General features: G+C 66.4%; 25 protein-coding genes and 1 riboswitch. Of the genes, 13 read left to right on the top strand and 12 right to left on the bottom strand.

The features are described 5' to 3' along the window. Nucleotides 1-109 precede the first annotated feature (109 nt). The 6 genes from ACE3OO_RS04625 (at nt 110) to argE (ending at nt 6,822) form a co-directional block, all read left to right on the top strand. Nucleotides 110-1,510, top strand: a complete 1,401-nt coding sequence (locus tag ACE3OO_RS04625; protein ID WP_374300212.1) for a flavin monoamine oxidase family protein — start codon at nt 110-112, stop codon at nt 1,508-1,510. 62 nt (nt 1,511-1,572) lie between these two features. Beyond that, a riboswitch (SAM riboswitch) is annotated at nt 1,573-1,652 on the top strand. 81 nt (nt 1,653-1,733) lie between these two features. Further along, complete coding sequence (gene metZ / locus ACE3OO_RS04620) at nt 1,734-2,951, top strand: O-succinylhomoserine sulfhydrylase (RefSeq protein WP_374300210.1); 1,218 nt, start codon at nt 1,734-1,736, stop codon at nt 2,949-2,951. Nucleotides 2,952-3,101: 150 nt separating this feature from the next. Continuing rightward, nucleotides 3,102-4,160, top strand: coding sequence for an OmpA family protein (locus ACE3OO_RS04615; protein ID WP_374300208.1), 1,059 nt, complete (start codon nt 3,102-3,104; stop codon nt 4,158-4,160). A 254-nt stretch (nt 4,161-4,414) separates the two neighbouring features. Further along, nucleotides 4,415-4,807, top strand: a complete 393-nt coding sequence (apaG, locus tag ACE3OO_RS04610; protein WP_374300206.1) for a Co2+/Mg2+ efflux protein ApaG — start codon at nt 4,415-4,417, stop codon at nt 4,805-4,807. Nucleotides 4,808-4,898: 91 nt separating this feature from the next. Beyond that, a complete protein-coding gene (gene folE, locus ACE3OO_RS04605) occupies nt 4,899-5,552 on the top strand; it encodes a GTP cyclohydrolase I FolE (protein WP_374304661.1) in 654 nt (217 codons plus the stop codon). Between the two features lie 43 nt (nt 5,553-5,595). Beyond that, nucleotides 5,596-6,822 carry an acetylornithine deacetylase gene (gene argE, locus ACE3OO_RS04600; protein WP_374300204.1) on the top strand — a complete coding sequence of 409 codons (1,227 nt, stop codon included), beginning with the start codon at nt 5,596-5,598 and terminating at the stop codon, nt 6,820-6,822. Here argE and ACE3OO_RS04595 read toward each other — a convergent pair. Continuing rightward, nucleotides 6,799-8,178, bottom strand: coding sequence for a formimidoylglutamate deiminase (locus tag ACE3OO_RS04595; RefSeq protein WP_374300202.1), 1,380 nt, complete (start codon nt 8,176-8,178; stop codon nt 6,799-6,801). The genes argE and ACE3OO_RS04595 overlap by 24 nt on opposite strands. Before the next feature lie 116 nt (nt 8,179-8,294). Here ACE3OO_RS04595 and ACE3OO_RS04590 point away from each other — a divergent pair, with 116 nt between their 5' ends. The 3 genes from ACE3OO_RS04590 to ACE3OO_RS04580 all read left to right on the top strand — a co-directional run bounded on the left by ACE3OO_RS04590 (nt 8,295) and on the right by ACE3OO_RS04580 (nt 11,276). After that, nucleotides 8,295-9,578: an NAD(P)/FAD-dependent oxidoreductase gene (locus tag ACE3OO_RS04590; RefSeq protein ID WP_374300200.1), complete on the top strand. Its 1,284-nt coding sequence runs from the start codon at nt 8,295-8,297 to the stop codon at nt 9,576-9,578. 1 nt (nt 9,579) lies between these two features. After that, nucleotides 9,580-10,830: an imidazolonepropionase gene (gene hutI, locus ACE3OO_RS04585; protein ID WP_374300198.1), complete on the top strand. Its 1,251-nt coding sequence runs from the start codon at nt 9,580-9,582 to the stop codon at nt 10,828-10,830. A gap of 101 nt (nt 10,831-10,931) precedes the next feature. Then, the gene (locus tag ACE3OO_RS04580) at nt 10,932-11,276 is read left to right on the top strand and encodes a hypothetical protein (protein WP_374300195.1); all 345 of its coding nucleotides are present in this window, start codon (nt 10,932-10,934) and stop codon (nt 11,274-11,276) included. Nucleotides 11,277-11,283: 7 nt separating this feature from the next. Here the strand turns inward: ACE3OO_RS04580 and ACE3OO_RS04575 are convergent, their stop codons facing one another. Further along, entirely contained in the window at nt 11,284-12,039 is a 756-nt protein-coding gene (locus tag ACE3OO_RS04575) for a creatininase family protein (RefSeq protein ID WP_374300193.1), read from the bottom strand. Nucleotides 12,040-12,582: 543 nt separating this feature from the next. Between ACE3OO_RS04575 and ACE3OO_RS04570 the strand changes: the two genes are divergently transcribed. After that, nucleotides 12,583-13,848, top strand: a complete 1,266-nt coding sequence (locus ACE3OO_RS04570; RefSeq protein WP_374300190.1) for an RsmB/NOP family class I SAM-dependent RNA methyltransferase — start codon at nt 12,583-12,585, stop codon at nt 13,846-13,848. On the opposite strand, the gene ACE3OO_RS04565 is transcribed toward ACE3OO_RS04570, so the two are convergent. The 4 genes from ACE3OO_RS04565 to ACE3OO_RS04550 all read right to left on the bottom strand — a co-directional run bounded on the left by ACE3OO_RS04565 (nt 13,780) and on the right by ACE3OO_RS04550 (nt 17,478). Continuing rightward, entirely contained in the window at nt 13,780-14,508 is a 729-nt protein-coding gene (locus ACE3OO_RS04565; protein WP_374300188.1) for a GMP synthase, read from the bottom strand. The two genes, ACE3OO_RS04570 and ACE3OO_RS04565, sit on opposite strands and share 69 nt — an antisense overlap. Before the next feature lie 58 nt (nt 14,509-14,566). Beyond that, nucleotides 14,567-15,388 (bottom strand): alpha/beta fold hydrolase, encoded by an 822-nt coding sequence (locus tag ACE3OO_RS04560; protein ID WP_374300186.1) that lies wholly within the window; start codon nt 15,386-15,388, stop codon nt 14,567-14,569. Between the two features lie 22 nt (nt 15,389-15,410). Then, complete coding sequence (locus ACE3OO_RS04555; protein WP_374300184.1) at nt 15,411-16,172, bottom strand: SDR family oxidoreductase; 762 nt, start codon at nt 16,170-16,172, stop codon at nt 15,411-15,413. A 79-nt stretch (nt 16,173-16,251) separates the two neighbouring features. Then, nucleotides 16,252-17,478, bottom strand: coding sequence for a threonine ammonia-lyase (locus tag ACE3OO_RS04550; protein WP_374300181.1), 1,227 nt, complete (start codon nt 17,476-17,478; stop codon nt 16,252-16,254). A gap of 117 nt (nt 17,479-17,595) precedes the next feature. On the opposite strand from ACE3OO_RS04550, the gene ACE3OO_RS04545 reads away from it, so the two are divergent. Continuing rightward, on the top strand, nt 17,596-18,105 hold the full coding sequence (locus ACE3OO_RS04545) for a DUF2244 domain-containing protein (RefSeq protein WP_374300179.1): 510 nt from the start codon (nt 17,596-17,598) through the stop codon (nt 18,103-18,105). Nucleotides 18,106-18,112: 7 nt separating this feature from the next. On the opposite strand, the gene ACE3OO_RS04540 is transcribed toward ACE3OO_RS04545, so the two are convergent. From ACE3OO_RS04540 to dnaK, 4 genes are all read right to left on the bottom strand, one after another. Further along, nucleotides 18,113-18,457, bottom strand: coding sequence for an antibiotic biosynthesis monooxygenase (locus ACE3OO_RS04540; protein WP_374300177.1), 345 nt, complete (start codon nt 18,455-18,457; stop codon nt 18,113-18,115). 108 nt (nt 18,458-18,565) lie between these two features. Continuing rightward, nucleotides 18,566-19,369, bottom strand: a complete 804-nt coding sequence (dapB, locus tag ACE3OO_RS04535; protein ID WP_374304660.1) for a 4-hydroxy-tetrahydrodipicolinate reductase — start codon at nt 19,367-19,369, stop codon at nt 18,566-18,568. Nucleotides 19,370-19,468: 99 nt separating this feature from the next. After that, entirely contained in the window at nt 19,469-20,626 is a 1,158-nt protein-coding gene (gene dnaJ / locus ACE3OO_RS04530; protein WP_374300174.1) for a molecular chaperone DnaJ, read from the bottom strand. Nucleotides 20,627-20,721: 95 nt separating this feature from the next. Further along, nucleotides 20,722-22,659, bottom strand: a complete 1,938-nt coding sequence (dnaK, locus tag ACE3OO_RS04525) for a molecular chaperone DnaK (RefSeq protein WP_374300172.1) — start codon at nt 22,657-22,659, stop codon at nt 20,722-20,724. A 405-nt stretch (nt 22,660-23,064) separates the two neighbouring features. Between dnaK and pncA the strand changes: the two genes are divergently transcribed. Together pncA and ACE3OO_RS04515 are read left to right on the top strand one after the other, a co-directional pair. After that, complete coding sequence (pncA, locus tag ACE3OO_RS04520; RefSeq protein ID WP_374300169.1) at nt 23,065-23,787, top strand: bifunctional nicotinamidase/pyrazinamidase; 723 nt, start codon at nt 23,065-23,067, stop codon at nt 23,785-23,787. Nucleotides 23,788-23,885: 98 nt separating this feature from the next. Next, entirely contained in the window at nt 23,886-24,506 is a 621-nt protein-coding gene (locus ACE3OO_RS04515; RefSeq protein WP_374300167.1) for an alpha-ketoglutarate-dependent dioxygenase AlkB, read from the top strand. On the opposite strand, the gene ACE3OO_RS04510 is transcribed toward ACE3OO_RS04515, so the two are convergent. Both ACE3OO_RS04510 and grpE read right to left on the bottom strand, forming a co-directional pair. Beyond that, the gene (locus ACE3OO_RS04510; RefSeq protein WP_374304659.1) at nt 24,472-25,692 is read right to left on the bottom strand and encodes a sensor histidine kinase; all 1,221 of its coding nucleotides are present in this window, start codon (nt 25,690-25,692) and stop codon (nt 24,472-24,474) included. The two genes, ACE3OO_RS04515 and ACE3OO_RS04510, sit on opposite strands and share 35 nt — an antisense overlap. A 147-nt stretch (nt 25,693-25,839) precedes the next feature. Next, nucleotides 25,840-26,415: a nucleotide exchange factor GrpE gene (grpE, locus tag ACE3OO_RS04505; protein ID WP_374300165.1), complete on the bottom strand. Its 576-nt coding sequence runs from the start codon at nt 26,413-26,415 to the stop codon at nt 25,840-25,842. Nucleotides 26,416-26,520: the final 105 nt, after the last annotated feature.

The raw sequence follows: 26,520 nt of genomic DNA, 5'->3' as shown, positions 1-26,520 counted from the left end.
CATCGCATACGCCTTCGGCGCTGACACCTGAAGGACACGACCAAGCCGGGCCGCTTTGCGGCCCGGCTTTATTTTGATCTTTCCTCCTGTCTCGCGGCATAATGGGGCAATGAAGCGCGTCACCCGTCGAGAAGCGATCCAGGGCGCGGCAACCGCGGCGGCCTTGCCGCTGCTGGGCATGCCGGCTGCTGTGCCCGCGCAAACCGCGTTGCCAGGCAAACTTCCTGGCGAAGTCGATGTCGCCATTGTCGGTGCCGGAATTGCCGGCCTTGCCGCGGCGCGGCTGTTGCAGGAACGCGGGCGTAATGTCGCCGTGCTCGAGGCGCGCAATCGCATCGGCGGCCGCGCTTACACCGATACGACACGGCTGGGGCACCCCACCGATCTGGGTGCCGCTTTCCTGAAATCGGCCGACATCAATCCGCTGGCCGGCGAAATGCGCCGACGTGAAGCCCGCCTGCAAACCGATGAGGGCGACTTCTGGCTGTTTGATCAGGGTCGCGACGGCAATCTGCGCGATGCCGCCACCGAGGATTACGATCTGCTCGGCCTGCTCTACGATCGCCTCGACGATGCTTTGCTCGATGCCAAGACCCTGAGCACCGATGTTGCATTGGCCAGCCGGGCGAGACTGGATGTGAATGGCGCGCAGCGCTGGCTCGACCTGGCCCGTGCCATGGCCGGCCCGCTGCATGTCGGCATCGAATATCCTCAGGTTTCCGCGCTGGATGCGCCGCGCCTGTCGGGCACTGGCAACGATGGCTGGCTGTCCGGCGGCTTCGGTGCGTGGACGGCTGATTATGCTGCCGGCCTGCCGGTCTGGCTCGACAAGCCTGTTGTGCGCATCGACTGGGCCAATGACGGCATCACGCTCGCCACTGCCGAAGGCGAGGTGCGCGCCGGGGTTGGCATCGTCACGGTGCCGCTCGGCGTGCTGGCGGCACGTGACGGCATCCTGTTTCAGCCAGCCCTGCCGGCCGCCCAGCGCGAAGCGCTGGGACGGATGACTATGGGATTGATCAATCGCATCGCGCTGCTCTACGAACCCGGCAGTTTCAATGCACCGGCCAATACACAGGTGCTGGCCAATGGCGGCGGTAACCGCGTCTTCAGTTTTCGTCTCAATGTGCATGATACGCCGGTGGTGACGGCCACCGTCGGCGGCGATTTCGCCCGTGCGCTGGAAGGGCAGGGCGAGGCGGCGATGGTGGCGGCCGCGCGGGCCCAGCTCAAACGCCTCTTTGGCGATGCGGCGGATGGCCGTTTCGTGCGGGGCATGGCCTCCGGTTGGGGGCAGGATCCTTTCAGCCGTGGCGCCATCGCCGCCGCTCGGCCAGGCTTTGCCGTGGCGCGCCGCAACGCCGGCCGGCCGCTGACCTCGGCCGCCGGGCGGGGCAGGGTGCTGTTTGCCGGCGAGGCCTTTGCTCCCCCCGACTGGGTGGGATCGGCGGCCGGGGCCTGGCTCTCGGGCCGCATGGCGGCCATCGAGGCATTGCGGGCCTTGGGATGAGGGCCCGGACGCGGGCGGCGGCGAATCAGGCTTGACGGCATCGCCGTCGCGCCGTATCACGCTGGACCATTCGTGGTGATTTGAGCCGACCGGCTTGCGGACCACGTAAAACAAACCGCTAAAAGGTCGGGCGGTTTTATCCCAAAACCCCGGGCCTGCGGCGCCGGGGTTTTTTGTTTTTTGGCCCCGGTTTCGTTGATATCGGACCAGAGGACGACACGCGATGAGCAACAGCAAGAAATCTTCCCGCACCTGGCGGCCGGCAACCCAGCTGGTGCGCGGCGGCACCATGCGCAGCGGTTTTGGCGAAACCTCGGAAGCGATCTTCATGACTTCGGGTTTCTGCTACGACAGCGCCGAAGCTGCCGAAGCCCGCTTCAAGAATGAGCAGCCCGGTTTCGTCTACAGCCGTTTCGGCAACCCCACGGTGGAAATGTTCGAGCGTCGCATGGCCCTGCTGGAAGATGCTGAGGCTGCGCGTGCCACGGCCAGCGGCATGGCGGCGGTGAATGCGGCGCTGATGTGCCAGCTGAAGGCCGGCGATGAAGTGGTTTCGGCCCGCGCGGTGTTCGGATCCTGCCGCTATATCGTCGAGGAATTGCTGCCGCGCTTCGGCATTCGCACGCATCTGATCGACGGGACCGACCTGTCGGCCTGGGAGCGGGCGATCAATCCGCGCACCCGCGCCGTTTTCCTGGAAACGCCGTCCAATCCCACGCTGGAAGTGATCGACCTGCCGGCCGTGGCCGCGCTGGCGCACAAAGTTGGCGCCCGTGTGGTTGTCGATAACGTCTTTGCCACGCCTATGCTGCAAAAACCGCTGCAGCTTGGTGCCGATATCGTCGTCTATTCCGCCACCAAGCATATCGACGGCCAGGGCCGTTGCCTGGGCGGCGTGGTGCTCGGGTCGCAGGATTTCGTCACCAATGAACTGACCCCCTATCTGCGGCATACCGGCCCCGCGCTCAGCCCTTTCAATGCCTGGGTCATGCTCAAGGGGCTGGAAACTCTCGAACTACGGGTATCGCGTCAGGTGGAAAGCGCCGCCCGGTTGGCCGATGCCCTGGCCGGCCATCCCGGCCTGGCGGCCCCGACGAATGTGCCGGCCCTGTTGTACCCCGGCCGGGCCGACCACCCGCAACATGCCCTGGCCATGCGCCAGATGAGTGCCGGTGGCAACATGCTGGCCCTGCGTCCCAGAGGCGGCAAGGCGGGGGCATTCCGTATGCTGAATGCCCTGGAATTGGTGGATATCTCGAATAATCTGGGCGACTCCAAAAGCCTGATCACCCATCCTGCCACCACCACACACCAGAGGTTGAGCCTCGAAGAACGTGCCCGGCTGGGGATCGGCGAGGATCTGCTGCGCCTGTCGGTGGGGCTGGAAGACTGGCGCGACCTGCAGGATGATCTCAGTCAGGCCCTTGAAAAAGCGGCCTGATCTGTTGCCGATCTGCCACAGCAGGCTATTATTCCGGCCGACTCGCGGCCTTGGGTTAGGCGAATCCCGGCTGGTGTTGTTATAGTCGCCGTGGGGTTGAGACGTGTGGGGCTGCGGATGCGGCCCGATCCAAATTTTGAGGAGATTCTCATGAAGATTCGTGTCGCTCTGCTGGCGGGTGCCGCTCTGGCGGCCATGGCGTCGGCTCCGGCATCCGCGCAGGAGAACTGGTATCTCGGTCTGTCGGCGGGCCCGAATTGGTTGACCGAAAGCTCGGTGTCCGGCGGTGGCACGAGCAACGATGTCGATTTCGACCTCGGTTACGGCGTGCTCGGCAAGGCTGGCTTCAGCTTCCTGAACAATTTCCGTTCCGAACTGGAACTGGGCTATCGCAGCAACGACGTGGACAGCACGAACGCCACCGGCGTCACGGCCTCCGGTGATGTGAATGCCTGGACGCTGTTCGCCAACGTCTATTACGACTTCATGCCGAAGGAGCGGTTCAATCCCTTCATCGGTATCGGCCTCGGCGGTGCCCGCGTCAGCGTGGACAATGCCCGCGTGAACGCCACTCGCGTCCTCGACGACAGCGACACCGTCTTTGCCTATCAGGGCATCGTCGGCGCGTCCTACGCGATGACCGAGAACTGGCTGCTGACCGCCGATTACCGCTACACCGCCAGCTTTGGTGATCTCAGCCTGAACACCACCACGGGCACCTCTGTGGATGCCGACTGGGCCAACCATGCGGTCATGCTGGGCGTGACCTATCGCTTCGGCGCTCCGGCTCCGAAGGCGCAGCCGGTCGTTGCCGCTCCGCCGCCGCCGCCGCCGGCCCCGGCGCCTGCTGCGGCCCCGGCTCCGGCCCCGCGTCTGCCGGAGACCTACATCGTGTTCTTCGCGTTCGACAAGTCGGACCTCAGCCCGGTGGCGACCCAGGTGCTTGACCGCGCCATCGCCGACTACCGCGCGACCGGCATGACCAACGTGCGGATCGAAGGCAACGCCGACCGCTCGGGCACCGACGCCTACAACCAGCGTCTGTCGCAGCGTCGCGCCGATGCCGTGGCCAGCTATCTGCGCCAGAAGGGTATCGCGCAGGGCTCGATCCAGACGGTGGCAAACGGCGAGAACAAGCCGCGCGTGCCGACCGCCGATGGCGTCCGCAACGACGAGAACCGCAACGCGCAGATTTTCCTGCGCAAGTAATCCCCGCGGTTACCGCTCTTATGGCGCGGCCGCCCCGAAAGGGGCGGCCGTTGCCGTTTCTGCAAGCTTGTCCGCCCCCTCGACCGGCGCCTGGGGTCGGCGCCCGGGGTCGGCGTCTGAGGGCGGCGATCTGGGCCGATCCGGCGGTTTTCCGGCCCTGGCGGCTGGCTTGGCTGGACATTCCGGCCATCGCTCCTAATATTTTAGCAAGTAGCCATGCCGGCCTTTGCGCCGGCCGGGCTCGGAGTTCAGCCATGTATCACAAGACCACGCATAACATTTCGGTCTCGGTGCAGCCGATCTATCTCGACGAGCAATCCTCGCCCGACGAGAATTATTTCGTCTGGGCTTACAACGTGAAGATCGAGAATAGCGGCCGCGATACCGTGCAGTTGCGCAGCCGCTATTGGAAGATCACCGATGCCCGCGGCCGGGTGCAGGAAGTGCGTGGACCAGGTGTGGTGGGCGAGCAGCCGGTGCTGGGGCCGGGCGACAGTTTCGAATACACCAGCGGCACGCCGCTGCCCACGCCGTCCGGTTTCATGGTTGGCACCTACCAGATGGTCAGCGAGTCCGGCGAACAGTTCGATGTCGCCATTCCGGCCTTCTCGCTGGACAGCCCCCACGAGGCGCGGCGGGTGAACTGACAATAAATTCTGCGCCACGGATTGGTCCGGGGCGCTTCGATATGCGTAGAAGACGGCAGACGACACAAACAGGAGCATCGCCGTGAGCAGTGTGGCCAAGACCGGAAGCCTGCCGTCCTTCGTGAAGGCGAATGACGAGATCAAGACCCAGCGACCCAGCCGCGAAGAGGCCGAGGCTGCCGTGCGCACGCTGATCCGCTGGGCTGGCGACGACCCGGAGCGCGAGGGCCTGGTCGGCACGCCGGACCGCGTGGTGCGCTCCTACGAGGAATTCTTCGCCGGCTATGACGAGGATCCGGTCGGCATGCTGGAGCGGACGTTTGAGGAAACCGACGGCTATGACGAGATGGTCGTGTTGCGCGATATCCGGCTGGAAAGCCATTGCGAGCATCATATGGTGCCGATCATCGGCAAGGCCCATGTCGCCTATCTGCCGGGCAAGCGCGTGGTCGGCATCTCCAAGCTCGCCCGCGTGATCGAGGTCTACGCCAAACGCCTGCAGATCCAGGAAAAGCTCACCGCCCAGGTCGCCAACACGCTGCAGACCGTGCTGCAGCCGCGCGGCGTGGCGGTGGTGATCGAGGCCGCGCACCAATGCATGACCACGCGTGGCATCCGCAAGCCGGGGGTCACCATGGTCACCAGCCGCATGCTGGGCGCCTTCCGCGACGATCCGCGCACCCGGGCCGAATTCCTCGCCATGATCGGCGGTGCCGGCCAGCGCCACGGCGGCCGGGACGACTGACCGCGCCATTGACCGCGCCGTCATCCGGCCCTAAACCGGCTGGATGACGGATATTCAGACCAAAGCCCCCCAGGCGAAAAATCCCAGCCAGGCCGCCCTCGACTGGATCGAGCGCCTGATCGCTTTCGACACCACCAGCCGCCTGTCCAATCTCGCGCTGATCGACGACATCGCCGCCTATCTGGCGCAGCACGGTGTCGCCAGCGACAAGATCTATGATCCAACGGGCAAGAAGGCCAATCTCTACGCCACCATCGGTCCGCGCGACGTGGGCGGCATCGTGCTGTCAGGGCATACCGACGTGGTGCCGGTGGACGGCCAGCCCTGGACCAGCGATCCGTTCAAGGTGGTGCGGCGCGACGGCCGGCTTTATGGCCGTGGCACGTCGGATATGAAAACCTTCATCGCGCTCTGCCTGGCGCTGCTGCCCGAAATGCTCAAGCAGCCGCTCAGCGTGCCGTTGCATTTCGCCTTTTCCTATGACGAGGAAGTCGGCTGTCTCGGCGTGCATGGCATCATCGATTTCGTCAAGCAGGGCGGCCCGGCGCCCAAGCTGGCGATCATCGGCGAGCCGACCGAGATGCAGGTGGTGAACGCACATAAAAGCGTTTGCGCCTGCAATACCACCGTACACGGCTTCGAGGCGCATTCGTCTGCCACGCATCAGGGCGTCAATGCCATCCAGGTGGCCGGCGAGCTGATCGCCGAGATGAACCGCATCCAGCGCGAATACCAGAAGCCCGAATATTGCGATCCGCGTTTCGAGCCGCCCTACACGACCATCACGGTGGGCGAGATCCATGGCGGCACGGCGCGCAACATCCTGGCCCGCGAATGCAAGCTTGTGTGGGACATCCGCGCGGTGAAACCTGAGCACGATCATGCTATTGTCGAAGCCGTGAAGCGCTACGCCGCCGAACAGCTAGAACCCGGCATGAAGCGCATCCATGGGCAGACGGGCGTGGATACGCAGGTGGTGGCCCATGTGCCGGCCTTCCTGCCCATCGGCGATAATCCGGCCGAGACGCTGGCCCTGAAGCTGGCGGGGCAGAACCGCACCCAGGCGGTGGCCTATGGCACCGAAGCCGGCATCTTCCATGTGGGCGGCATTCCCGCCGTGGTCTGCGGCCCGGGCAATATCCGCGAGGCGCACAAGCCCGACGAATATATCGAACTCAGCCAGGTGGCCGAGGGCGAGGCGTTCCTGCACCGGCTGATCGCCTTCTGCCGCGATGGCGGCAGCCGTTCATTCCTCGATCAGGCGGCGTAAGGTCTGGCGATAACGCGCGGCGAATTCGCCGGCGCGCACATGCCGGCCCTGTTCCACCACGCGCCGGCCGCCGACCCAGACCTCGCGGATCATCGGCCGCCGCTGGCCCGGGAAGATCCAGCTATCCAGCACGGTATCGCCACGCCGCGCCGCCAGTGTCGGCGCCTCACCATCCAGCAGCAGGAAATCGGCGCGCCGCCCGGCTTCAATCGCCCCCATCGGCTGGCCCACCGCCTGCGCGCCACCGGCTGCGGTGGCTTCGAACAGCCGCCGCCCGGTGGAACACTCCGGCCCGCCGGCCAGCAGGTTGCGGCTGCGCCGGATCAGGCGCTGGCCGTATTCCAGCAGACGCAGGTCTTCGGCCGCATCCACGCTGACATGGCTGTCCGAACCGATGCCGATCCGGCCGCCGGCTGCCATGTAGTCCACGGCGGGGAACAGGCCGTCGCCCAGATTGGCTTCCGTGGTGGGGCACAGGCCCGCTACCGCGCCGCTCCGCGCCAGCCGCAACGTTTCGCCCGCGGTGAGATGTGTGGCGTGCACCAGGCACCAGCGCTCGTTCACCGCCCCCTGGTCCAGCAGCCAGTCCACCGGCCGCCGGCCGCTCCAGCCCAGGCATTCATCCACTTCGGCGATCTGCTCGGCGATATGGATATGGATGGGTGCCGTTGCATCGATCTCGTCCAACGCGGCGATGGCGGCCTGCAGCATCGCGGGCGACACGGCGCGCAAGCTGTGCGGCGCGATGCCCAGCCGGCGGTCGCCGCGCCCGCCAAAGGCCGGAGCCAGTTTCTGCAGCAGCGCGGCATAGGCGTCGCTGTCATGCAGGAAGCGGCGCTGGCGCGGCTGCGGTTCGCGCTGGCCGAAACCGCCATGGCGATACAGCACCGGCAGATGGGTCAGGCCGATGCCGCTGGCCTCTGCGGCGGCCAGGATGCGCCAGCTCAGTTCGGCCGGGTCGTCATACGGAGTGCCATCGGCCTGGTGATGCACGTAATGGAATTCAGCCACGGCGGTGAAACCGGCTTCCAGCATCTCGGCATAAAGCTGGCTGGCGATGGCCTCGATATCGGCCGGCGTCAGCTTGGCCGCAAAGCGATACATCGTCTCGCGCCAGGTCCAGAAACTGTCCGCTGTCGGCCCCGAACGTTCCGCCAGCCCGGCCATGGCGCGCTGGAAGGCGTGGCTGTGCAGGTTGGCGAGGCCCGGCAGCACCGGGCCGTCCAGCAGCACGGCATCGCCGGCATTCTGTTCCGGCGACACGGCGGCGATCTGGCCAGCCGTATCGGTCGTCACCAGCACGTCGTCGCGCCAGCCGTCTGGCAGCAGGGCATGGCGCAGCAGGAAGCGAGGCATGACGGGGTCTCCCAACTTGTATATATAAGTTGGCAGAAACGGCCGTGTTCCGAAAGGCCGGCCATTCAAATTCATCACGGTCGATCTGCGATTCATCAGGCCGAAGAGACACGACGATGCTGAACGATCCCCGCTCCCACGGGCTTTGGGAACAGACCGCGCCGGCCGCGCCGGCAACTGAGAAACTGTCAGGGGATCACAGCGTCGCGATCGCGGTGATCGGCGGCGGTTTCACCGGCATCTCCGCCGCCCTGCATCTGGCGCAGGCCGGCATGCAGGTTGCGGTCGTCGAAGCGGTCGAGATCGGCTTCGGCGGTGCCGGCCGCAATGTCGGTCTGGTCAATGCCGGCATGTGGGTGATGCCGGAGGTCCTGCTCAAGACACTGCCCGATCCTTATGGCAACCGCCTGCTCGATCTGCTGGGCGATGGCCCGAAGCTGGTCTTCGACATCGTGCGGGACCATGGCCTCCTTTGTGAGGCCATGCACGCCGGCACGCTGCATTGCGCCCATGGCCAGTCAGGGTTCGACGAGATCACGGCGCGCGCGCGGCAATGGCAGGCGCGCGGTGCCGACGTCGAATTGCTGGATGCCGCCAGGGCCGCCAGACTGCTCGGCACCCGCAAATACGCCGGCGCACTCTTGGATCGTCGCGCGGGCACGATCCAGCCGCTGGCCTATGTGCGTGGGCTGGCGATGGCGGCGCAGAACGCCGGCGCCAAGCTGTTCACGCAGTCGCCTGTCATCGCAATCGAACGCAAGGGCGATCAGTGGCTGATCCGCACGGCACATGGCCGGGTGAGCGCGGACTGGGTGATTCTGTCGACCGATGCCTATGGCTCAGGCCCGGGCGATGCGGCACGGCGGGAGCAGGTGCCGCTGCCGTATTTCAATTTCGCCACGCGGCCTTTGTCGGCGGAGATGCGGGCCATGATCCTGCCCGAGGGGCAGGGCGCCTGGGATACGCAGATGGTGATGAATTCCTTCCGCATGGACCAGGCCGGCCGCCTGGTCTTCGGCAGTATCGGTGCCCTGCGTGGCACGGGTGTCGCCGTGCATCGCGCCTGGGCAAAACGCGCGCTGCGCAAACTGTTCCCCGGTCTGGGCGACGTGGAGTTCGAGGCCGAATGGTATGGCACCATCGGCATGACGGCCGACAACCTGCCGCGCTTCCACAATTACGGGCCGCGCATGATCGGCTTCAGCGGTTATAACGGGCGCGGCATTGCGCCGGGCACCGTGTTTGGCCGCGTGCTGGCCTCCTATGTGCGGGGCGAGATCGGCGATGCCGATCTGCCGCTGCCCGTCACGCCGGTCGAGGCGGCTGCCTTCCGGTTGCCCAGGCAGATACTCTATGAAGTCGGCGCGCAGGCCGCGCATCTGGTGGCGGACAGGGTCTGAGATGAGCGATAGCTGGGACAGTGTATGGCGTCATGCCGATATCGCCACCATGGCGAATAGCGGCGACGATGGTTTCGGTGCCATCCACGATGGCGCCATCGCCATCAAAAACGGTCGCGTCGCCTGGATCGGTCCCGCCGCCAGCCTGCCGAAGGACGGCATCGGGCCGCATACCGCCGTGCATGATCTGGATGGCGGCTGGATCACGCCGGGCCTGATCGACTGCCATACCCATCTGGTCTATGGCGGCAGCCGCGCCCATGAATTCGAGCTGCGGCTGAACGGCGCCAGCTACGAGGAGATCGCCCGCGCCGGTGGCGGCATCCGTTCCACCGTGACGGCCACGCGTGGCGCGAGCGAGGTGGAATTGCTGCGCCTGAGCGAAAAGCGATTGCAGGCGCTGCTCGCCGAAGGCATCACCACGCTGGAGATCAAGTCGGGTTACGGCCTGGATCTGGAGAATGAACTGAAATGCCTGCGCGTGGCGCGCCGGCTGGGTGAAACATACCCCGTGCGTATCCGCGCCACGCTGCTGGCCGCGCATGCCCTGCCGCCGGAATACGCCAACGATGCGGATGGCTATATCGATCTGGTCTGCGACCGCATCATTCCGGCTGCGGCGCGGGCGGGGCTGGCCGACGCGGTGGACGCTTTCTGCGAGGGCATCGGTTTCACCCCGGCGCAGACGCGCCGCGTGTTCGAGGCGGCGCGCAAGCATGGCCTGCCGGTCAAGCTGCATGCCGAACAGCTCAGCAATCTGGGCGGCGCGGCGCTGGCGGCCGAATTCGGCGCGCTCTCGGCCGATCATCTGGAATACCTGGATGAGGCCGGCGTGATGGCGATGGCAAAAGCCGGCACCGTGGCGGTGCTGCTGCCCGGCGCGTTTTACATCCTGCGCGAAACCAGGTTGCCGCCCATCGATCTGCTGCGTCGTCATGGCGTGGCGATGGCGATTTCCACCGACTGCAATCCTGGCACCTCGCCGGTCACCTCCCTGCTGCTGATGCTGAACATGGGCTGCACCCTGTTCCGCCTCACCCCGGCCGAGGCGCTGGCCGGCGTCACCCGCCAGGCCGCCCGCGCCCTGGGATTGCAGGCCGAGATCGGCACGCTGGAAGCCGGGAAAACCGCCGATTTCGTGGTCTGGGATATCGACCGGCCAGCGGCTCTGGCCTATCAGGTGGGGTTAAATCCCATCCGCCAGGTGGTGTTTTCCGGGCGTCCGCTGCCAAGCCAAACCCGGATGCGTTAACCACAGGCCGCGATTGCACAGGTGCGGCAGGGCGCTATATCCTGCTGCATACGCAGATGCGCGAGTCGCGTTCCGGCGCGGCTCCTGACCCTGGGTGAGCGATGAGCGACTGGCTGTATGTGATGGGTGGTGCCATCGTCCTGCTGTGGCTGGGCGCCTGGCTGCTGTTGCATCTGGGCAATTTCGAGCAGCGCATCAGCCAGATACGCATCACGCTGGAAACGCGCATGGGCGGCATCGAAAGGCAGTTCGCCGCCTATAACAAATTCTTCGCCGAGAACGAACGCGCCGCGCAGCTCACCTATGGCGAGCTGACCGATCTCAAGAACGAACTCGCCGAACTCAAGCAGCAGCTCGACGAGACCAAGCGCGCCATCAACGTGCTGGAAGTCTCGGTCGCCGATATCAAGCTGCGCAGCAATCCGCGCAACCTGCGCATCGTCTGACTTTCCTTTAAAGATCGGGCCAGAGTTGCCGCAGGTCGGCGGCGATGGCCTCAACCATGTCGGCCAGCAGGCGTTCGCCTTTTTCGGCCGTGGCGGCCGATGCATCGGCCATGGCGCCGCTGCGGTTCAGCAATCCGCCCGGCCGTTCCTCCGGTGTCAGGCGCAGGGGCTGGCGCAGGACGCGCAGGGCCGGCTCGTCATCCGTTGCAAGATCGCCGGTCTCACCCAGCCGGTCCATCCGCACCAGGGCCGGTGCGATGGCCAGCAGCAGCGAGGTGTCGCGCTCGTCGTCGGACGCGGCATCGTCATGCAGGCGCGGCAGGTCGGCGCTGGCGATGCGGATACCGTGGCGCTGCAGGATGGTCTGCGCCGCCAGCCGCAACGGTGCCTCGGTCGAGATGCCGTTGTTGAGCAGCAGGATGCGCTCGGCGCCGTGGCGCAGATAGCCTTCGATCAGTTCCACCACCAGCGCCTCGAAGGTGGTGGCCTCCAGATGCTGGCTGCCGGGATAATCCATGAAGGCCGGGTGGTAGCCGAGGCCGATGCTGGGGGCGACCAGCAGGGGCATCCGGGCCAGCAGGCGTTCGGCCACGGCCTCCACCACCAGCCGGTCGGTGCCCAGCGGCAGATGCGGGCCATGGGCACGGGCGGCTGCCCCGATGGGCAGCGCCACCGGCAGGCCGTCGCCGATCAGGTCGGCGGCCTCGATCCAGGTCAGGTCGGCCAGTCGGAAGCCGCTGCGCGGCCGGGCGGGAGTCGTCACCGGCACAGCTTAGCATGGGGCCTTCAGGGGCGGCAGATGCTTGTGGCGTCGGCCCATGCGGCCTATGAGTGGGCCAATTCCGCAACCCCGCAGATCGGTTTTCCCGTGCCCAAACCCCCATCCGGCCGTCGGCCGCCCTCTGGCCGCCCGTCCTCTGGTCGCCCCCGGACTGACAGTTCCCGGAACGACCGTCCCCGGAACGATCGCCCCCGGAGTGAGCGCCCCCGGAGTGAGCGCCCCCGGAGTGAGCGAACGACAGACCGCCCCGGCTCCGGTGTTTCCGCGTCGCGCCATCCCGGCAAGGCGGCTGGCGGAAAAGCTGCGGGCGGCAAGAAGCCGGCCGCCGGCCGCAGCCGGCGCGACGAGCAGACCCAGGACTGGAAACAGACGCGACGGCCCCGGCCCGAGCAGCGGGCCCGCCACGCCCGGCAGGATCGCGACCAGCAATCCGCTCGCGAGCAGACGGAGCGCAGGCCAGAGCACAGGCCGGGTCAGAAGCCGGGCCAGAAGCAGGGAGGCCTGCGTCCGGCCGGCAGCCGCAAGGTGGCCGAGGCCGCCGTTGCCCTGCTGGATGCCATGTTCCCCAGCCGCGACACCGCCGACCGTGTCCGTCATGCCTGGATGAAACAGCATCACCGCCAGTTCGATGCGGCCGAACGCGAGGCGATCATCCAGATCAGCGACGACGTGATGCGTCTGCGCGGCCGGCTCGACTGGTGGATTTCGGAGGGACAGGCCGGATTGCCGCCGGATAACCGGCTGCGCGTCGCCGCGTATCGGATTCTGAATGGCGGCGCCAAGGCCAGCGGTCTGCTGCCGCTGTTTGGTGGCGACAAGGCGGTGGAAGTACTGCTGCGCCGGCTGGAAGGCCATACGCTGGATCACCCAGACATGCCGGCCGCCGCGCGCCACAGCGTGCCGGAATGGCTGCTGCCGGCCCTGAAGAAACGTTTCGGCGGCGATTTCGACATGGAGCTGGCCGCCATGCTGCGCCCGGCGCCGCTGGATGTGCGCGTCAACACGCTGAAGACCACGCGCGATGCCGCCATGGCGGCATTGGCGGCGGAAGACCTGCGGTGCCAGTTCACGCCGCTCTCGCCCATCGGGCTGCGGCTGTCGCCGTCGGCCTATGTGAACAACACACAGGCTTTTGCCGATGGCCTGCTCGAACCGCAGGATGAAGGCTCGCAGATCGCCGCCCTGCTGGTGGATGCGGCGGGCTGCAAGTTCGTCGCCGATTTCTGTGCCGGTGCCGGCGGCAAGACCCTGGTGCTGGGCACGGCGATGCGCAATGCCGGCCGCCTGGTTGCGATGGATGTCAGCGAGGGGCGGCTGACCCAGGCCAAGCTGCGGCTGCGCCGCGCCGGCGTACACAACGCCGAATGCCGGCCGCTGGAAGCCAAGTGGCTCAAGCGCCATGGCGAGAAAGCCGACCGCGTGCTGGTCGACGCGCCCTGCAGCGGCAGCGGTACCTGGCGGCGCAAACCCGATGCCAAATGGCGTCTCACCCCGCAGGACATCGCCGAACTCACCCAGCGCCAGGCCGAGATTCTCGACCGCGCGGCGAAACTGCTGCGCAAGGGCGGCCGGCTGGTCTATGTCACCTGCTCGGTGCTGAAAGAGGAAAACGAGGATCAGGTGGCCGCTTTCCTCAAGCGCCATCCGGATTTCCGCGTCCTGCCGGTGACGGATGTGTGGGAGAAGACGGTGGGCGGCGCCTGTCCGGTGCCGGGGCCGTATCTAAACCTGACGCCCGCCCGCCACGGCACGGATGGCTTCTTCGCCGCGATCCTGGTCCGCAACGCCTAGCCAGCGGTCGAGGAAGCCACCGAGCCAGGCGGCGATGCCGGCATCGAAACGCTGGCAATAGGCACGTTGCAGATCGCGCGCCTGCGCGCCGGGCAGAACCAGCCGGTGGCCGGCGAACTGCGTCCAGCGCTGCATCATCGCTTCGGTCACTTCCGGGTGGAACTGCAGGCCGAAGGCGTTGGCGCCGATTTTCATGGCCTGGTTGGGAAACCAGTTGGTGGCGGCCAGCCGCACGGCGCCGCGCGGCAGATCAAAGCCTTCGCCATGCCACTGGAACATGTGCAGCTGTTCGGGGAAAAAGGCGCGGCCGCGCGGCGTGGCCTTCACCGCGTAATAGCCGATCTCGTGCCAGCCTTCCGCGTGCGGCGCGACTTTCGCGCCGCCGGCCCGCGCCAGCAGCTGCGCGCCCAGGCAGACACCCAGGTAGGGTTTGCCGCTGGCGACGGCCCGCGGGATGAAATCCAGTTCGCGACGGATGAAATCGAGGTGATCGTCATTGGCGCTCATCGGCCCGCCAAACACCACGCAGCCGACGTGATGATCCATCGTCGCGGGCAGTTCCTGCCCCAGGCAGGGGCGGCGGATATCCAGGTGATAGCCGCGCTCGCGCAGCATGGCGCCGATCCGGCCCGGATCGGAGCTTTCCTGGTGGACGATCATCAGGATCGCGGGCTGGGGAGTCCCGTCGTCCTGTCGTGGTCCGTGGTGCATCGTCGTTTCAGAGATCCTTCAGGAAACCGTCCAGCGCGGCATTCACCGCGGCTGGCTGTTCGACCGAGGAACTATGCCCGGCTTTGGCGATCCTGACCAGCCGGGAATGCGGGATGGCGGCATGGATGCGCTCGGCCTTGGCCGGCACGGTGGCGACATCCTGCTCGCCCACCACCACCAGCACGGGACAGCGGATGCGGCCCAGTTCGTCGTAAACCCCGGCGCGGTCGATCACGCCGTTCACCGCGCGCCAGATGCTGCGCCGGTTGCCCACCAGCTTGCCGCGCCAATGCGCACGTTCGGCGGCCCGCGCCGGGTCGGTCAGGAAATCTTCGGAGAACATGATCGGCATCACCTTGCCAGCCACCAGGCTTAGGCCCAGCCAGCGCGCAACGACGTTGAGCTTGCGGTATTTCGGCACATTCTCAGGCGGCTCTGGGTCGGCCGAGGTCTCCATCAGGATCAGCGAGCGCACCAGATCAGGCCGTCTTGCGCCCAGTCGCATGGCGACGAAACCGCCCATGGAAAGCCCGGCGAAATGCACCGGGCCGATGCCCAGCTTCTCGATCAGCGCCACGGCATCCTGATATACGGTTTCCATGCTGATGCTGCTGGCCGTGTCATCGGCGCTGCGGCCCTGTCCGCGATGATCGTAGGCGATGACGCGATAGCGGCTTTTCAGATGCGCCAGCTGCGGCGCGAACAATTCCGCATCCCACAGCAGGCCGTGGCTGAACACGATGGTCTGGCCGGTCGAGCCCCCGCCAGTGCCGTCCTGGCCGGTATCCTCGTAATACAGCCGCGTGCCGTTGACCTCGATCTCGGGCATGGCCTGCTCCCTGCTGGATTGCCTATTGGGCGGTGATGCCGCCGTCGATCACGAATTCGGCGCCGGTGACGAATTTGGATTCATCCGAGGCGAGATAGAGGATGCAATTCGCCACGTCGTCGGGTTCGCCCAGCTTGCCCAGCGGCACCTGCGATTCCAGCTTCTGGCGCACCATGGCGGGATCGCCGCCGCCATAGATCATGCTCTGCACCATCGGCGTGTCGATGAAAGTCGGGTGCACCGAGTTGCAGCGGATGTCGTATTTGCGTTTGGCGCAGTGCAGGGCCGTGGTCTTGGCCAGCATGCGCGCCCCGGCTTTCGAGGTGTTGTAGGCCGACATGTTATGCCCGGCGATGATGCCCGAAACCGAGGAGATGATCACGATCGAGCCGGGCGCATGCGCCTTCATGCGCGGCAGGCCGTGCTTGATGCCCAGGAAGGGGCCGTGCAGGTTCACGTTATGCACGAAATGCCATTCCTCGACGCTGATATCCTCCACGCTTTTCATCACGCCCACGCCGGCCGAATGCACCATCACGTTCAGCCTGCCGAAGGCGGCATCCACCACGTCCAGCGCTGAAATCCACTGCTGTTCGCTGGTCACATCCAGATTGATGGCGATGGCTGCCTTGCCGATCTCGTCGGCCACGGCCCGTGCCCCGTCCAGGTTGCGGTCGGCGATGGCGACCTTCGCGCCTTCCTTCGCCATCATGATGGCGGTGGCGCGGCCCAGCCCCGAGGCTCCGCCGGTGATCAGCGCGACTTTGTTGGCAACGCGGCCCATGGTTTCCTCCTGTTGTATGGTCCGGAGGATAGCCGGCTTTTCAGGGGCGCGGCAAACATGACGCTGCCATGACGCTACGTTAATCCGGTTCTTCGATCTTGGCCGGCAGGCCGGCGGCGGCCAAAGCCTGCAGCAGGTCTTCCAGATGGGCGCGGTCGCGCGCCTCCACCACGAATTCGATCTCGGTGGCCTTGGCTGAGGCCAGCGTGAAGAGGCGCTGGTGCGCCACTTCCACGATGTTCACGCCGGCCGCGCCGATCACGCCGGCCGCCTTGGCCAGCCGGCCCGGCGCGTCGTCGCTCATCACGATGATGCGGGCCAGCCGGCCGTCGCGCACCAGCCCGCGCATCAGCACGGAGGCGAGCAGGCGGGTGTCGATATTGCCACCCGAGAGCACGATGCCCACATGGCGGCCCTTGAAGCGTTCCGGATGGGCGAGCAGGGCGGCCAGTCCCGCCGCGCCGGCGCCTTCGGTGACGGTCTTCTCGATTTCCACCAGCGCCACGATGGCGCGCTCGATATCGGCCTCGCGGGCGATCAGCACGTCTTCCACATGCTGGCGCGCCACCGCAATGGGGGCGCGGCCGATATCGCGCACGGAAATGCCTTCGGCGATCGACACGCCGCCCACGCTCACCGGCAGGCCGTGCATCTCCTGATACATAGCCGTGTAAAGCTCCGATTCCACGCCGAAGACACGCAGATCGGGTTTCAGCGCCTTGGCCGCCACCGCCATGCCGGCGATCAGGCCGCCGCCGCCCACCGGCACGAGCAGGTCCTGCAAAGCCGGCGCCTGCGCCAGCATCTCCAGCGCCAGCGTGCCCTGGCCGGCCATGATGGCGGGATCGTCATAGGGATGCACGAAGACCAGGCCCTCGGCTTCGGCCAGCGCGCGGGCCTTGGCGGCGGCCTCCACCAGCGTGTCGCCCTCGATCACCACGCGGGCGCCGAAGGCGCGTACATGGCGCACCTTCACGAATGGCGTGATGGTCGGCATCACGATGGTGGCGGGAATCCCCAATCGCCCGGCATGGTAGGCCACACCCTGGGCATGGTTGCCGGCCGACATGGCGATCACGCCACGCTTGCGTTCGGCGTCCGAAAGCTGCAGCAGCTTGTTGAGTGCGCCGCGCTCCTTGAAGCTGGCGGTGAACTGGTGGTTCTCGAATTTCAGCCAGACCTCGGCGCCGGTCAGGCTGGACAGCGTGCGCGAATGCAGGCAGGGCGTCTCGGCCACAGCGCCGCGAATGCGGTCGGCGGCGGCGCGCACATCGGCCAGGCCGATCATCGGGGCAAGCGAGGTCATAGGCTCCATCCGGCACAACAGATTGATAACAGGACTATAATCGAGCCCGCCGCCGGGGTCACGGGCCGGCGTGCTCCGGGCTTGGCGACGTGGATCGTCCGGTCTAGCTTAAAGGCCATGACCGATACCGCCCGGATCGCGCCGGTTTTCGAAATCGAGCTGAAGCCCTACCGCTCGCTGGGCCCGCGCGGCTTTATCATCCTGATGGTGTTCTTCGGGCTGGTGAATTTTGCCGCCGGCATCGCCTTCTGGGCCATCGGCGCCTGGCCGGTCTTCGGTTTCTGCGGCCTTGATGTGCTGCTGCTCTGGCTGGCCTTCCGCTACAGCTATGCCCAGGCCCGGGCGCGCGAGATCATCCGGCTGGACCAGGACGCGCTGGAAGTGCGCCGCATCGATGCCAGGGGCAACGAAAAGGCCTGGCGGCTGCAACCCTACTGGCTGCGGGTGGAATGCGATGCCGAGGACGATTCCGCGCCGCTGCGGCTTTGGAGCCACGGTCGTTCGCTGACGCTGGGCGCTTTCTTAAGTCCTGATGAGCGTCGCGTGCTGGCCGATGCCCTGCGCGAGGCGCTGGTGCGTTGGCGCATCCCACCGGGTGCCGGCCTGCGCCCGCTCGACAGCATCTGATCTTTATTTACCGGTTGCGGAATTCCTCCGGCGCCTGTTCGCGGCGTTCGTCGAGGCCGTAATCGCGCAGCACATGCGCCACGCGCAGGCGATAGTTGCGAAACACGCCGCCGCGCCCTTTGACCTGCGCCATGCGATGATTGTCCTGACCGCGCCAGGTCTTCACGGCCTCCTCGTCGCGCCAGAACGACAGGGAGAGCATCTTGCCCGGCTCGGTCAGCGAACTGAACCGTTCCACGCTGATGAAGCCATCCACCTTGGCCAGTTCCGGCCGCAGGCCGGCGGCGATATCCAGGTATTCCGTCCGGCCGTCTTCGCCATCGGGCCAGACTTCGAAAATCACAGCGATCATGGGCAACTCCTCTCCTGCGGAAGATGCCGCGCCGTGGGCTGAATGTCTTGCAGAAATGCTTCGCCAACGACCGAACTGTTTGAGCCAGCCCCGATCAGCCAGCCCCGATCAGCCGGCCATGCCCAGCACATCGGCCATGCGATACAGGCCGGCCGGTTTGCCATGCACCCACAGGGCGGCGCGCAGCGCGCCACGGGTGAAAATACCACGATCGGTGGCCTTGTGGCTCAGTTCGATGCGCTCGTTATCGGCGGCGAAGATCACGGTATGCTCGCCAGCCACGTTGCCGCCGCGCAAAGCCGCGAAGCCGATCGCGCCCTTCTTGCGCGCGCCGGTGATCCCGTCGCGGCCCCGTTCGGCATTCTTGTCCAGCGGAATGCCACGGCCCAGAGCCGCCATCTCGCCCAGCAGGATGGCGGTGCCGCTCGGCGCGTCCACCTTCATGCGGTGATGCATCTCCACGATCTCGATGTCCCAGTCATCGCCCAAAGATGCCGCGAGTTGCCGGGTCAGGCCAGCCAGCAGATTCACGCCCAGGCTCATGTTGTAGCCCTGCACGATGGCGCAGTGGTGCGCGGCCTTCTCCAGCGCCTCGAAATGCTGCGGCTCCAGCCCGGTGGTGCCCACCACATAGGCGGTCTTGCCCTGGGCGGCCAGCGCCGCATGGCGGGGCAGGGCGGCGGGCACGGTGAAATCCAGCACCACGTCCACATTGCCGAACATCTGCGCGGCATCGTCGATGATCGTCACGCCGGTCGCCCCGATGCCGGCCAGTTCGCCGGGATCCCTGCCCAGGGCGGGCGAGCCCGCCAGCTCGGTGCCGCCGGCCAGGACGCAGCCCTTGGTCTGCGCCACCTCGCGCACCAGCGTCTGGCCCATGCGGCCGGCGATGCCGACGATACCGATGCGGATGGCAGACATGTCTTCCCTCGTGGACTGCTGATCGAAACCAGCCGGCAGTCTAGCAGGCAGGACGCAGCCGCGCCACGCGGCAACAGCGAGAGGAGACGACTACTCGGCCTTGCCGCCGAGCATTTCCTTCACCTTGGCGAAGAAGCCCGAGCTTTCGGGGCTGGTTTCCTCGCCACCCAGTTCGGCGAATTCCTCCAGCAGCTCGCGCTGGCGCTTGCTCAGCTTCACCGGCGTCTCGACCATCACCTGGATATAGAGATCGCCATGGCCCGAGCCGAAGCCCGATTGCTGCAGCGAGGGCATGCCCTTGCCGCGCAGGCGGAACTGCTTGCCGGTCTGGGTGCCTTCCGGAATCGTGATGCGCGCCTTGCCGCCATCCAGCGTGGGCACTTCCACCGCGCCGCCGAGCGCCGCCGTGGTCATCGAGACCGGCACGCGGCAATGCAGATTCTGGCCCTCGCGACGGAACAGCCGGTGCGGCTGCACGCTCAGAAATACATAGAGGTCGCCGGCGCCGCCACCGCGGATGCCGGCTTCGCCTTCACCCGACAGGCGGATGCGGTTGCCCTCATCCACGCCGGGCGGGATATCGACGCTGAGCGTCTTTTCCTTGTGCACGCGACCGGCGCCGCCACAGACCTTGCAGGGTTTCTCGATCACCTTGCCGGCGCCGCCGCAGGTGGGGCAGGTGCGTTCGATGGTGAAAAAGCCCTGTTGCGCACGCACCTTGCCGTGGCCCTTGCAGGTGGGGCAGGCGATCGGCTGCGCGCCGGCTTCGGCGCCCGATCCGTCGCAGGCTTCGCAGGCCACCGATGTCGGCACGCGGATCGTGGCCGTCTTGCCGCGATAGCAGTCTTCCAGCGTGATCTCGAGATTGTAACGCAGGTCCGAGCCGCGATTGGCGCTGCCGCGCGCGCCGCCACGGCCGCCGCCGCCCATGAACTCGCCGAACAGATCGTCGAAGATGTCGGAGAAGGACGTGAAGTCGAAACCCTGGCCGCCGGGGCCGCCGCGACCACCCATGCCGCCCTCGAAGGCGGCATGGCCATACTGGTCGTAGGCCGCGCGCTTCTGGTCGTCCTTCAGGACGTCATAGGCCTCGTTGATTTCCTTGAACTTCTGCTCGGCATCCTTGTCATCCGGGTTGCGGTCCGGATGATGCTGCATCGCCAGCTTGCGGAAGGCCTTTTTCAGCTCATCCGGCGTGGCGCTGCGCGAGACGCCCAGAATTTCGTAAAAGTCGCGTTTGGTTGCCATCGCAAAAGCTTTCTGGTCTCCAGCATCCGCCCCGCAAATGCCGGGCAGACACGAAACCGGGCGCCGTAGGCGCCCGGTTCGTCGGCTTTTCCGACTTACTTCTTCTTCTTGTCGTCTTTGACTTCCTCGAAGTCGGCATCGACGATGCCGTCATCGGGCTTGCCGCCAGCCTGGGCACCGCCGGCCGCAGCCTCGGCACCGGGCTGCTCGGCACCAGCCGCTTCGCCCTGCGCCTTGTACAGCGCCTCGCCCAGCTTCATGGCGATCTGGCTCAAGGACTGCGCCTTGGCCTTGATCGCCTCGGGCTCGTTGGCCTCGATCGCCTTCTTCAGGTCGGCGATCGCCGCCTCGGCTTCGCCCTTTTCGGCCGCCGGAGCCTTGTCGCCCAGGTCGGCGATGGTCTTCTCGGTGGCGTGGATCAGGGCTTCGGCCTGGTTCTTGGCCTCGGCAGCCTCGCGGCGCTTCTTGTCCTCGGCGGCATGCTCCTCGGCATCCTTGACCATCTTCTTGATGTCGTCTTCCGACAGGCCACCAGACGCCTGGATGCGGATCTGCTGTTCCTTGCCGGTGCCCTTGTCCTTGGCCGAGACATGCACGATGCCGTTGGCGTCGATATCGAAGGTCACCTCGATCTGCGGCACACCGCGCGGCGCGGCCGGAATGCCGACCAGGTCAAACTGGCCCAGCAGCTTGTTGTCGGCCGCCATCTCGCGCTCGCCCTGGAAGACCCGGATCGTCACCGCGCCCTGGTTATCCTCGGCGGTGGAGAAGACCTGGCTCTTTTTGGTCGGGATGGTGGTGTTGCGCTCGATCAGCTTGGTGAACACTCCGCCCAGCGTCTCGATGCCGAGGCTCAGCGGGGTCACGTCGAGCAGCAGCACGTCCTTCACGTCGCCCTGCAGCACGCCGGCCTGGATGGCGGCGCCGATGGCGACCACCTCGTCCGGGTTCACGCCCTTGTGCGGCTCGCGGCCGAACAGGGTCTTCACCGTCTCGATCACCTTCGGCATGCGGGTCATGCCACCCACCAGCACCACCTCGTCGATGTCGCCGGCGGACAGGTCCGCATCCTTGAGCGCCTTCTTGCACGGTTCGATCGTGCGCTGCACGAGGTCGTCGACCAGGGCTTCCAGCTTGGCGCGGGTCAGCTTCATCACCAGATGCTTCGGCCCCGAGGCATCGGCGGTGATGAAGGGCAGGTTCACTTCGGTCTGCGTCGAGGACGACAGCTCGATCTTGGCCTTTTCGGCCGCTTCCTTCAGGCGCTGCAGCGCCAGGCGGTCGTTGCGCAGGTCGATGCCCTGCTCCTTCTTGAACTCGGTGGCGAAGTAATCGACCAGACGCAGGTCGAAATCCTCGCCGCCCAGGAAGGTGTCGCCGTTGGTCGAGCGCACTTCGAACACGCCGTCGCCGATCTCGAGGATCGAGACGTCGAAGGTGCCGCCGCCAAGGTCATAGACGGCGATCTTCTTGCCGTCGCTCTGCTTGTCGAGGCCATAGGCCAGCGCGGCGGCGGTCGGCTCGTTGATGATGCGCAGCACTTCAAGGCCGGCGATACGCCCGGCATCCTTGGTGGCCTGGCGCTGGGCGTCGTTGAAGTAAGCCGGAACGGTGATGACGGCCTGCGTCACCTTCTCGCCGAGGAAGCTCTCGGCGGTTTCCTTCATCTTCTGCAGGATGAAGGCGGAAACCTGGCTCGGGCTGTATTTGTGATCCTGGACTTCCACCCAGGCATCGCCGTTGTCGCCCTTGGCCACCTTGTAGGGGACCATCTCGGTGAAGCGGCGGGTCGCATCGTCGCTGTACTGGCGGCCGATCAGGCGCTTGACGGCGAAGAGCGTGTTTTCCGGGTTGGTGACCGCCTGGCGCTTGGCCGGCTGGCCGATCAGGCGTTCGCCATCCTTGGTGAAGGCAACCATCGAGGGCGTGGTCCGCGCGCCTTCGGCGTTCTCCACCACCTTCGGGGTCTTGCCATCCATGATGGCGATGCAGGAATTCGTGGTACCCAGGTCGATGCCAATGACTTTGGCCATGGTTCACTCCTTTTGGCGGCGATCCGCTGCGGCCTCGCGGTGAAGCGCCGGGGCGGATCCCTTGGTTTGAGGTCTCGCGGGGTATGTAAGAGGGCGCCCCCGGTCCCGCAACGGGTGTGGCGAAAAAATGTCCGGGATCGGCCAAAAGACCACACCGGAAGGGCTGTCGGGCTGGCGTCGGCCACAGCGCCCGAGTCGCCGTTTGCCGGCCCGGAGGCGGGCTTTCCGTAACGTCCGGCGCCGGGCCGGGCGGTGCGGCCCCGGCCGGCGCTCCCTAAATAGCCATCCGGCCGGCGTTTTTAAGGGCGCGCCGCTGTAAAAACGGGCGGCGGAAATACTGTTGGACGCCTGCCGGCAATGGGAGTTTGCTCATCCGGCAAACCGCAATTTTCCGGGAGCAGGGTCATGGTGGACAGGCGTCAGGTGATGATGGGGCTGGGCGGGGTCGCGGTATCGGCGGCGCTGCTCGGCAGGGCGGGGATCGCGCAGGCCGCGGCCAAGGTTTCGGCCGGCGGCAAAAGCGTGCTGATCGTGGTCGATGTGCAGAACTGCTTCGTGCCGGGCGGCAGCCTGGCGGTGAAGGAAGGCGACCAGATCGTGCCGCTGATCAACAAGATCGCCAAGGGCTTCGAGAATGTGGTGATGACCCAGGATTGGCATACCGCCGATCACGTCTCCTTCGCCTCGCAGCATGCCGGCAAGAAGCCGTTCGAGGCCGTGAAGCTGCCCTACGGCAACCAGGTGCTGTGGCCCGACCATTGCGTGCAGGGCACCGAGGGCGCGCAGCTTGTGAAGGATCTGAGCATCCCGCATGCGCAGCTCGTCATCCGCAAGGGTTTCCACAAGAATGTCGACAGCTACTCCGCCTTCACCGAGGCCGACGGCAAGACCACCACGGGGCTGGGCGGCTATCTCAAGCAGCGTGGCATCAAGCGCGTGTTCGTGGTGGGCCTCGCCACCGATTTCTGCGTCGCCTGGACGGCGATGGACGCCCGCAAGCAGGGTTTCGAGACCTACGTGATCGAGGATGCCTGCCGCGGCATCGACGCGCAGGGCTCGCTGGCGAAATCCTGGGCCGCGATGAAGGCCGCCGGCGTCAAGCGCATCCAGTCGGCCGATCTCGCCTGATCCTGATTCTGCGCGCGGCCGGGGCGAGGCCAGAGCGAGGCCAGAGCGAGGCCGGGGCGAGACTGGACAAGGCGGGTCCGCGCCCCGATCTTGCGGGCATGGACCCGTTTTCACCGCCTGACGGTTTCCGGCTGCTGCCCGGCCTGCTCGATGCGGCGGCCCAGCGCCGCATGGCCGCCGATATCCTGGCCCTGCTCGACGACGCGCCGCTCTATCACGCCACCATGCCGAAAACCGGCAAGGCAATGAGCGTGGCGATGAGCAATGCCGGCCGCTTCGGCTGGTATTCCGACCGCGAGCAGGGCTATCGCTATATCGAGCGGCATCCCTTCACCGGGCGGCCCTGGCCGGCGATCCCCGAGGCGGTGCTGGATGTGTGGCGCGACGTGGCGGGCTATGATCCCGCGCCCGAATGCTGCCTGATCAACCTGTATCGCGACACGGCGAAAATGGGCCTGCACCAGGATCGCGACGAGGCCGATTTCGCGGCGCCTGTCGTCTCGATCTCGCTGGGCGACGAGGCGCTGTTCCGCTTAGGGGGCACCACGCGGCGCGATCCGACGCGGTCGTTCAAACTGGCCTCGGGCGACGTGCTGGTGCTGGGCGGCGCGGCGCGGCTGGCCTTTCACGGCATCGACCGGGTTCTGCCCGGCACCAGCCGGCTGGTCCCCGGCGGCGGCCGGATCAATCTGACATTGCGGCGGGTGACGCGACCCTGACGGTGGCGCTGCCGGCCGTGATGCCGTTCGGAGGCGGCGGAAAGCTGGCGGTCATCGTGGTGCCTTCGCCGGGCATGCTGCTGATCTCGAAGCTGCCGCCATGCATCTCGACCAGGGATTTCACCAGCGGCAGGCCCAGGCCGGTGCCTTCGTATTGCCGGGTCAGGTCGTTCTCCACCTGGCCGAACGGCGCCAGCACCAGCGGGATATGCTCGGGCGCGATGCCGATGCCGGTATCGCTGACCCAGATGCGGAAGCCGCCATCCTCCATCGGCCGCACGCCCACCTCGATGCGGCCGCCGGGCGGGGTGAATTTCACCGCGTTGGAAATCAGGTTGAGCAGGATCTGCCGCAGGGCCTGGCGGTCGACATAGCCCTCGAACAGCCGCGCATCCACCGCCATGCTCATGAACACGCCGCGGCCCTCGGCGCGTTCGCGGAAGGTGCGGATGCTGGCTTCCATGATCTCGACCGGATCGGTCATCTCGGGCTGGATGCGCCAGGACCCGCTCTCGATCTTCGACATGTCGAGGATGTTGTTGATCAGGCTGAGCAGGTGCTGGCCGCTCGAGAGGATGTCGGTGACGTATTCGCCGTAACGCGGATTGCCCAGCGGGCCCATCATCTCCTTCTGGATGATCTCGGCGAAGCCGATGATGGCGTTCAGCGGCGTGCGCAGCTCGTGGCTCATGTTGGCGAGGAACCGCGACTTGCTGAGGCTGGCTTCCTCGGCCTGCTGGCGGGCGCGTTCCAGCGCGCGGTTTCGCCGTTCGCTGCGCGCCATGCCCAGCTGCAGCAGCGCCAGCGCGGTGCCGACGCCGTAATAGCGGTCGTTGCGGGTGACGATGAAGCCGCGCAGCAGCGCGCTCTGGTGTTCGTCGGCGATCAGGCTTTCCAGGGTGTCGACGCCGATGCTGGCATCCACGATCAGCGGCGCGTCGTCCATCAGGCTGCCGACCGGCTTTCTCGCCCACAGCGCGCGGCCGTAATCGCGCGACAGCTGGGTGATCAGGTCGTAGCGGTTGATCAGGCCCACCGGCCGGTCGCCATCCACCACGGCCAGCGCGCCGAGATCGGGATCGGCCTGGAATTTCAGGTCGACCTCCTCGCAGCGCATGGTCACCGGCACCGGCGGCAGCGGCACCGCCATGGTGCCGATGGTCTCGAGCGCCTCGCCACTGATCATGTCCACCGGTCTTCCCCGCTTTTTGGCGAGGCCGACTATCGGCGGCGGGTGTTGCCGATTTTTGACAAAGGCGGATGTTTCGCCAAATTGTCGAGGCGAGTGATACCGCTCACAATTCTCCCTTGGGGAGAATCAGGCCCCGTTCCGTCAGGCCTGCGTGTTGACCGTGTTGCCCGGCTGGATTTCCGGCTGCGGCCCGCCCTTCGACACGCCCACCATGGCGGCGCGCAGCAGGCGGCCATGCTGCATGTAGCCGGCGGCCACCACCTGGATCACGGTGCCGCTGGCCTGGCTGGGATCCTCCACCTCGAACATCGCCTGGTGCAGGTTGGGATCGAAGCGCTGGCCCTTGGGGTCGATGCGCTGGATGCCGTGGCGTTCGAACACGCTCAGCAATTCGCGCTCGGTAGCCTCCACGCCGGCGATCAGGCCATGCACCGGATCGGCTTCGCCAGCATCCTTGGGCGCGGTATCCAGCGCGCGGCGCAGGTTGTCGGCCACGCTGAGGATGTCTTTGGCGAATTTGCCGGCGGCGTATTTGGCCGCGTCTTCCTTCTCGCGCTCCAGCCGCTTGCGCAGGTTCTCGCCCTCGGCGGCATTGCGCAGCAGGCGGTCCTTCAGCTCGGCGATCTCGGCCTGCGCCTTCGCAAGGGCGTCGGTTTCGCCGGCGGTCTCGGTCTGCGGAGCGGTCTGATCGGGGGTCTGGTCGTCGGTCTGGGTCATCGATAATCCTCGTCGAGGCCCTGCATATACGGATCAAAGGCTGGAATTGAAAGGGGGGAGGCGGAAAACGGGGCTTTTCGCCGCAGCCGGATCGGGGCCGGGGGC

Origin of the sequence: Ferrovibrio sp. (assembly GCF_041906005.1) — a bacterium.
GTDB lineage: Bacteria > Pseudomonadota > Alphaproteobacteria > Ferrovibrionales > Ferrovibrionaceae > Ferrovibrio.
Note: the sequence above shows the minus strand (reverse complement) of the source record. Positions and strands in the feature narration are given on the sequence as shown.

Coding starts and splice junctions, on each gene's coding strand:
- dnaJ (WP_374300174.1), bottom strand. CDS start 20,626: ATGGCAACCAAACGCGACTTTTACGAAATTCTGGGCGTCTCGCGCAGC.
- ACE3OO_RS04540 (WP_374300177.1), bottom strand. CDS start 18,457: ATGATCGCTGTGATTTTCGAAGTCTGGCCCGATGGCGAAGACGGCCGG.
- dnaK (WP_374300172.1), bottom strand. CDS start 22,659: ATGGCCAAAGTCATTGGCATCGACCTGGGTACCACGAATTCCTGCATC.
- ACE3OO_RS04565 (WP_374300188.1), bottom strand. CDS start 14,508: ATGATCGTCCACCAGGAAAGCTCCGATCCGGGCCGGATCGGCGCCATG.
- ACE3OO_RS04625 (WP_374300212.1), top strand. CDS start 110: ATGAAGCGCGTCACCCGTCGAGAAGCGATCCAGGGCGCGGCAACCGCG.
- argE (WP_374300204.1), top strand. CDS start 5,596: ATGACGGATATTCAGACCAAAGCCCCCCAGGCGAAAAATCCCAGCCAG.
- ACE3OO_RS04590 (WP_374300200.1), top strand. CDS start 8,295: ATGCTGAACGATCCCCGCTCCCACGGGCTTTGGGAACAGACCGCGCCG.
- ACE3OO_RS04545 (WP_374300179.1), top strand. CDS start 17,596: ATGACCGATACCGCCCGGATCGCGCCGGTTTTCGAAATCGAGCTGAAG.
- hutI (WP_374300198.1), top strand. CDS start 9,580: ATGAGCGATAGCTGGGACAGTGTATGGCGTCATGCCGATATCGCCACC.
- ACE3OO_RS04510 (WP_374304659.1), bottom strand. CDS start 25,692: ATGATCAGTGGCGAGGCGCTCGAGACCATCGGCACCATGGCGGTGCCG.
- ACE3OO_RS04515 (WP_374300167.1), top strand. CDS start 23,886: ATGGACCCGTTTTCACCGCCTGACGGTTTCCGGCTGCTGCCCGGCCTG.
- ACE3OO_RS04595 (WP_374300202.1), bottom strand. CDS start 8,178: ATGCCTCGCTTCCTGCTGCGCCATGCCCTGCTGCCAGACGGCTGGCGC.
- grpE (WP_374300165.1), bottom strand. CDS start 26,415: ATGACCCAGACCGACGACCAGACCCCCGATCAGACCGCTCCGCAGACC.
- ACE3OO_RS04560 (WP_374300186.1), bottom strand. CDS start 15,388: ATGCCCGAGATCGAGGTCAACGGCACGCGGCTGTATTACGAGGATACC.
- ACE3OO_RS04615 (WP_374300208.1), top strand. CDS start 3,102: ATGAAGATTCGTGTCGCTCTGCTGGCGGGTGCCGCTCTGGCGGCCATG.
- metZ (WP_374300210.1), top strand. CDS start 1,734: ATGAGCAACAGCAAGAAATCTTCCCGCACCTGGCGGCCGGCAACCCAG.
- ACE3OO_RS04555 (WP_374300184.1), bottom strand. CDS start 16,172: ATGGGCCGCGTTGCCAACAAAGTCGCGCTGATCACCGGCGGAGCCTCG.
- pncA (WP_374300169.1), top strand. CDS start 23,065: ATGGTGGACAGGCGTCAGGTGATGATGGGGCTGGGCGGGGTCGCGGTA.
- ACE3OO_RS04580 (WP_374300195.1), top strand. CDS start 10,932: ATGAGCGACTGGCTGTATGTGATGGGTGGTGCCATCGTCCTGCTGTGG.
- apaG (WP_374300206.1), top strand. CDS start 4,415: ATGTATCACAAGACCACGCATAACATTTCGGTCTCGGTGCAGCCGATC.
- ACE3OO_RS04550 (WP_374300181.1), bottom strand. CDS start 17,478: ATGACCTCGCTTGCCCCGATGATCGGCCTGGCCGATGTGCGCGCCGCC.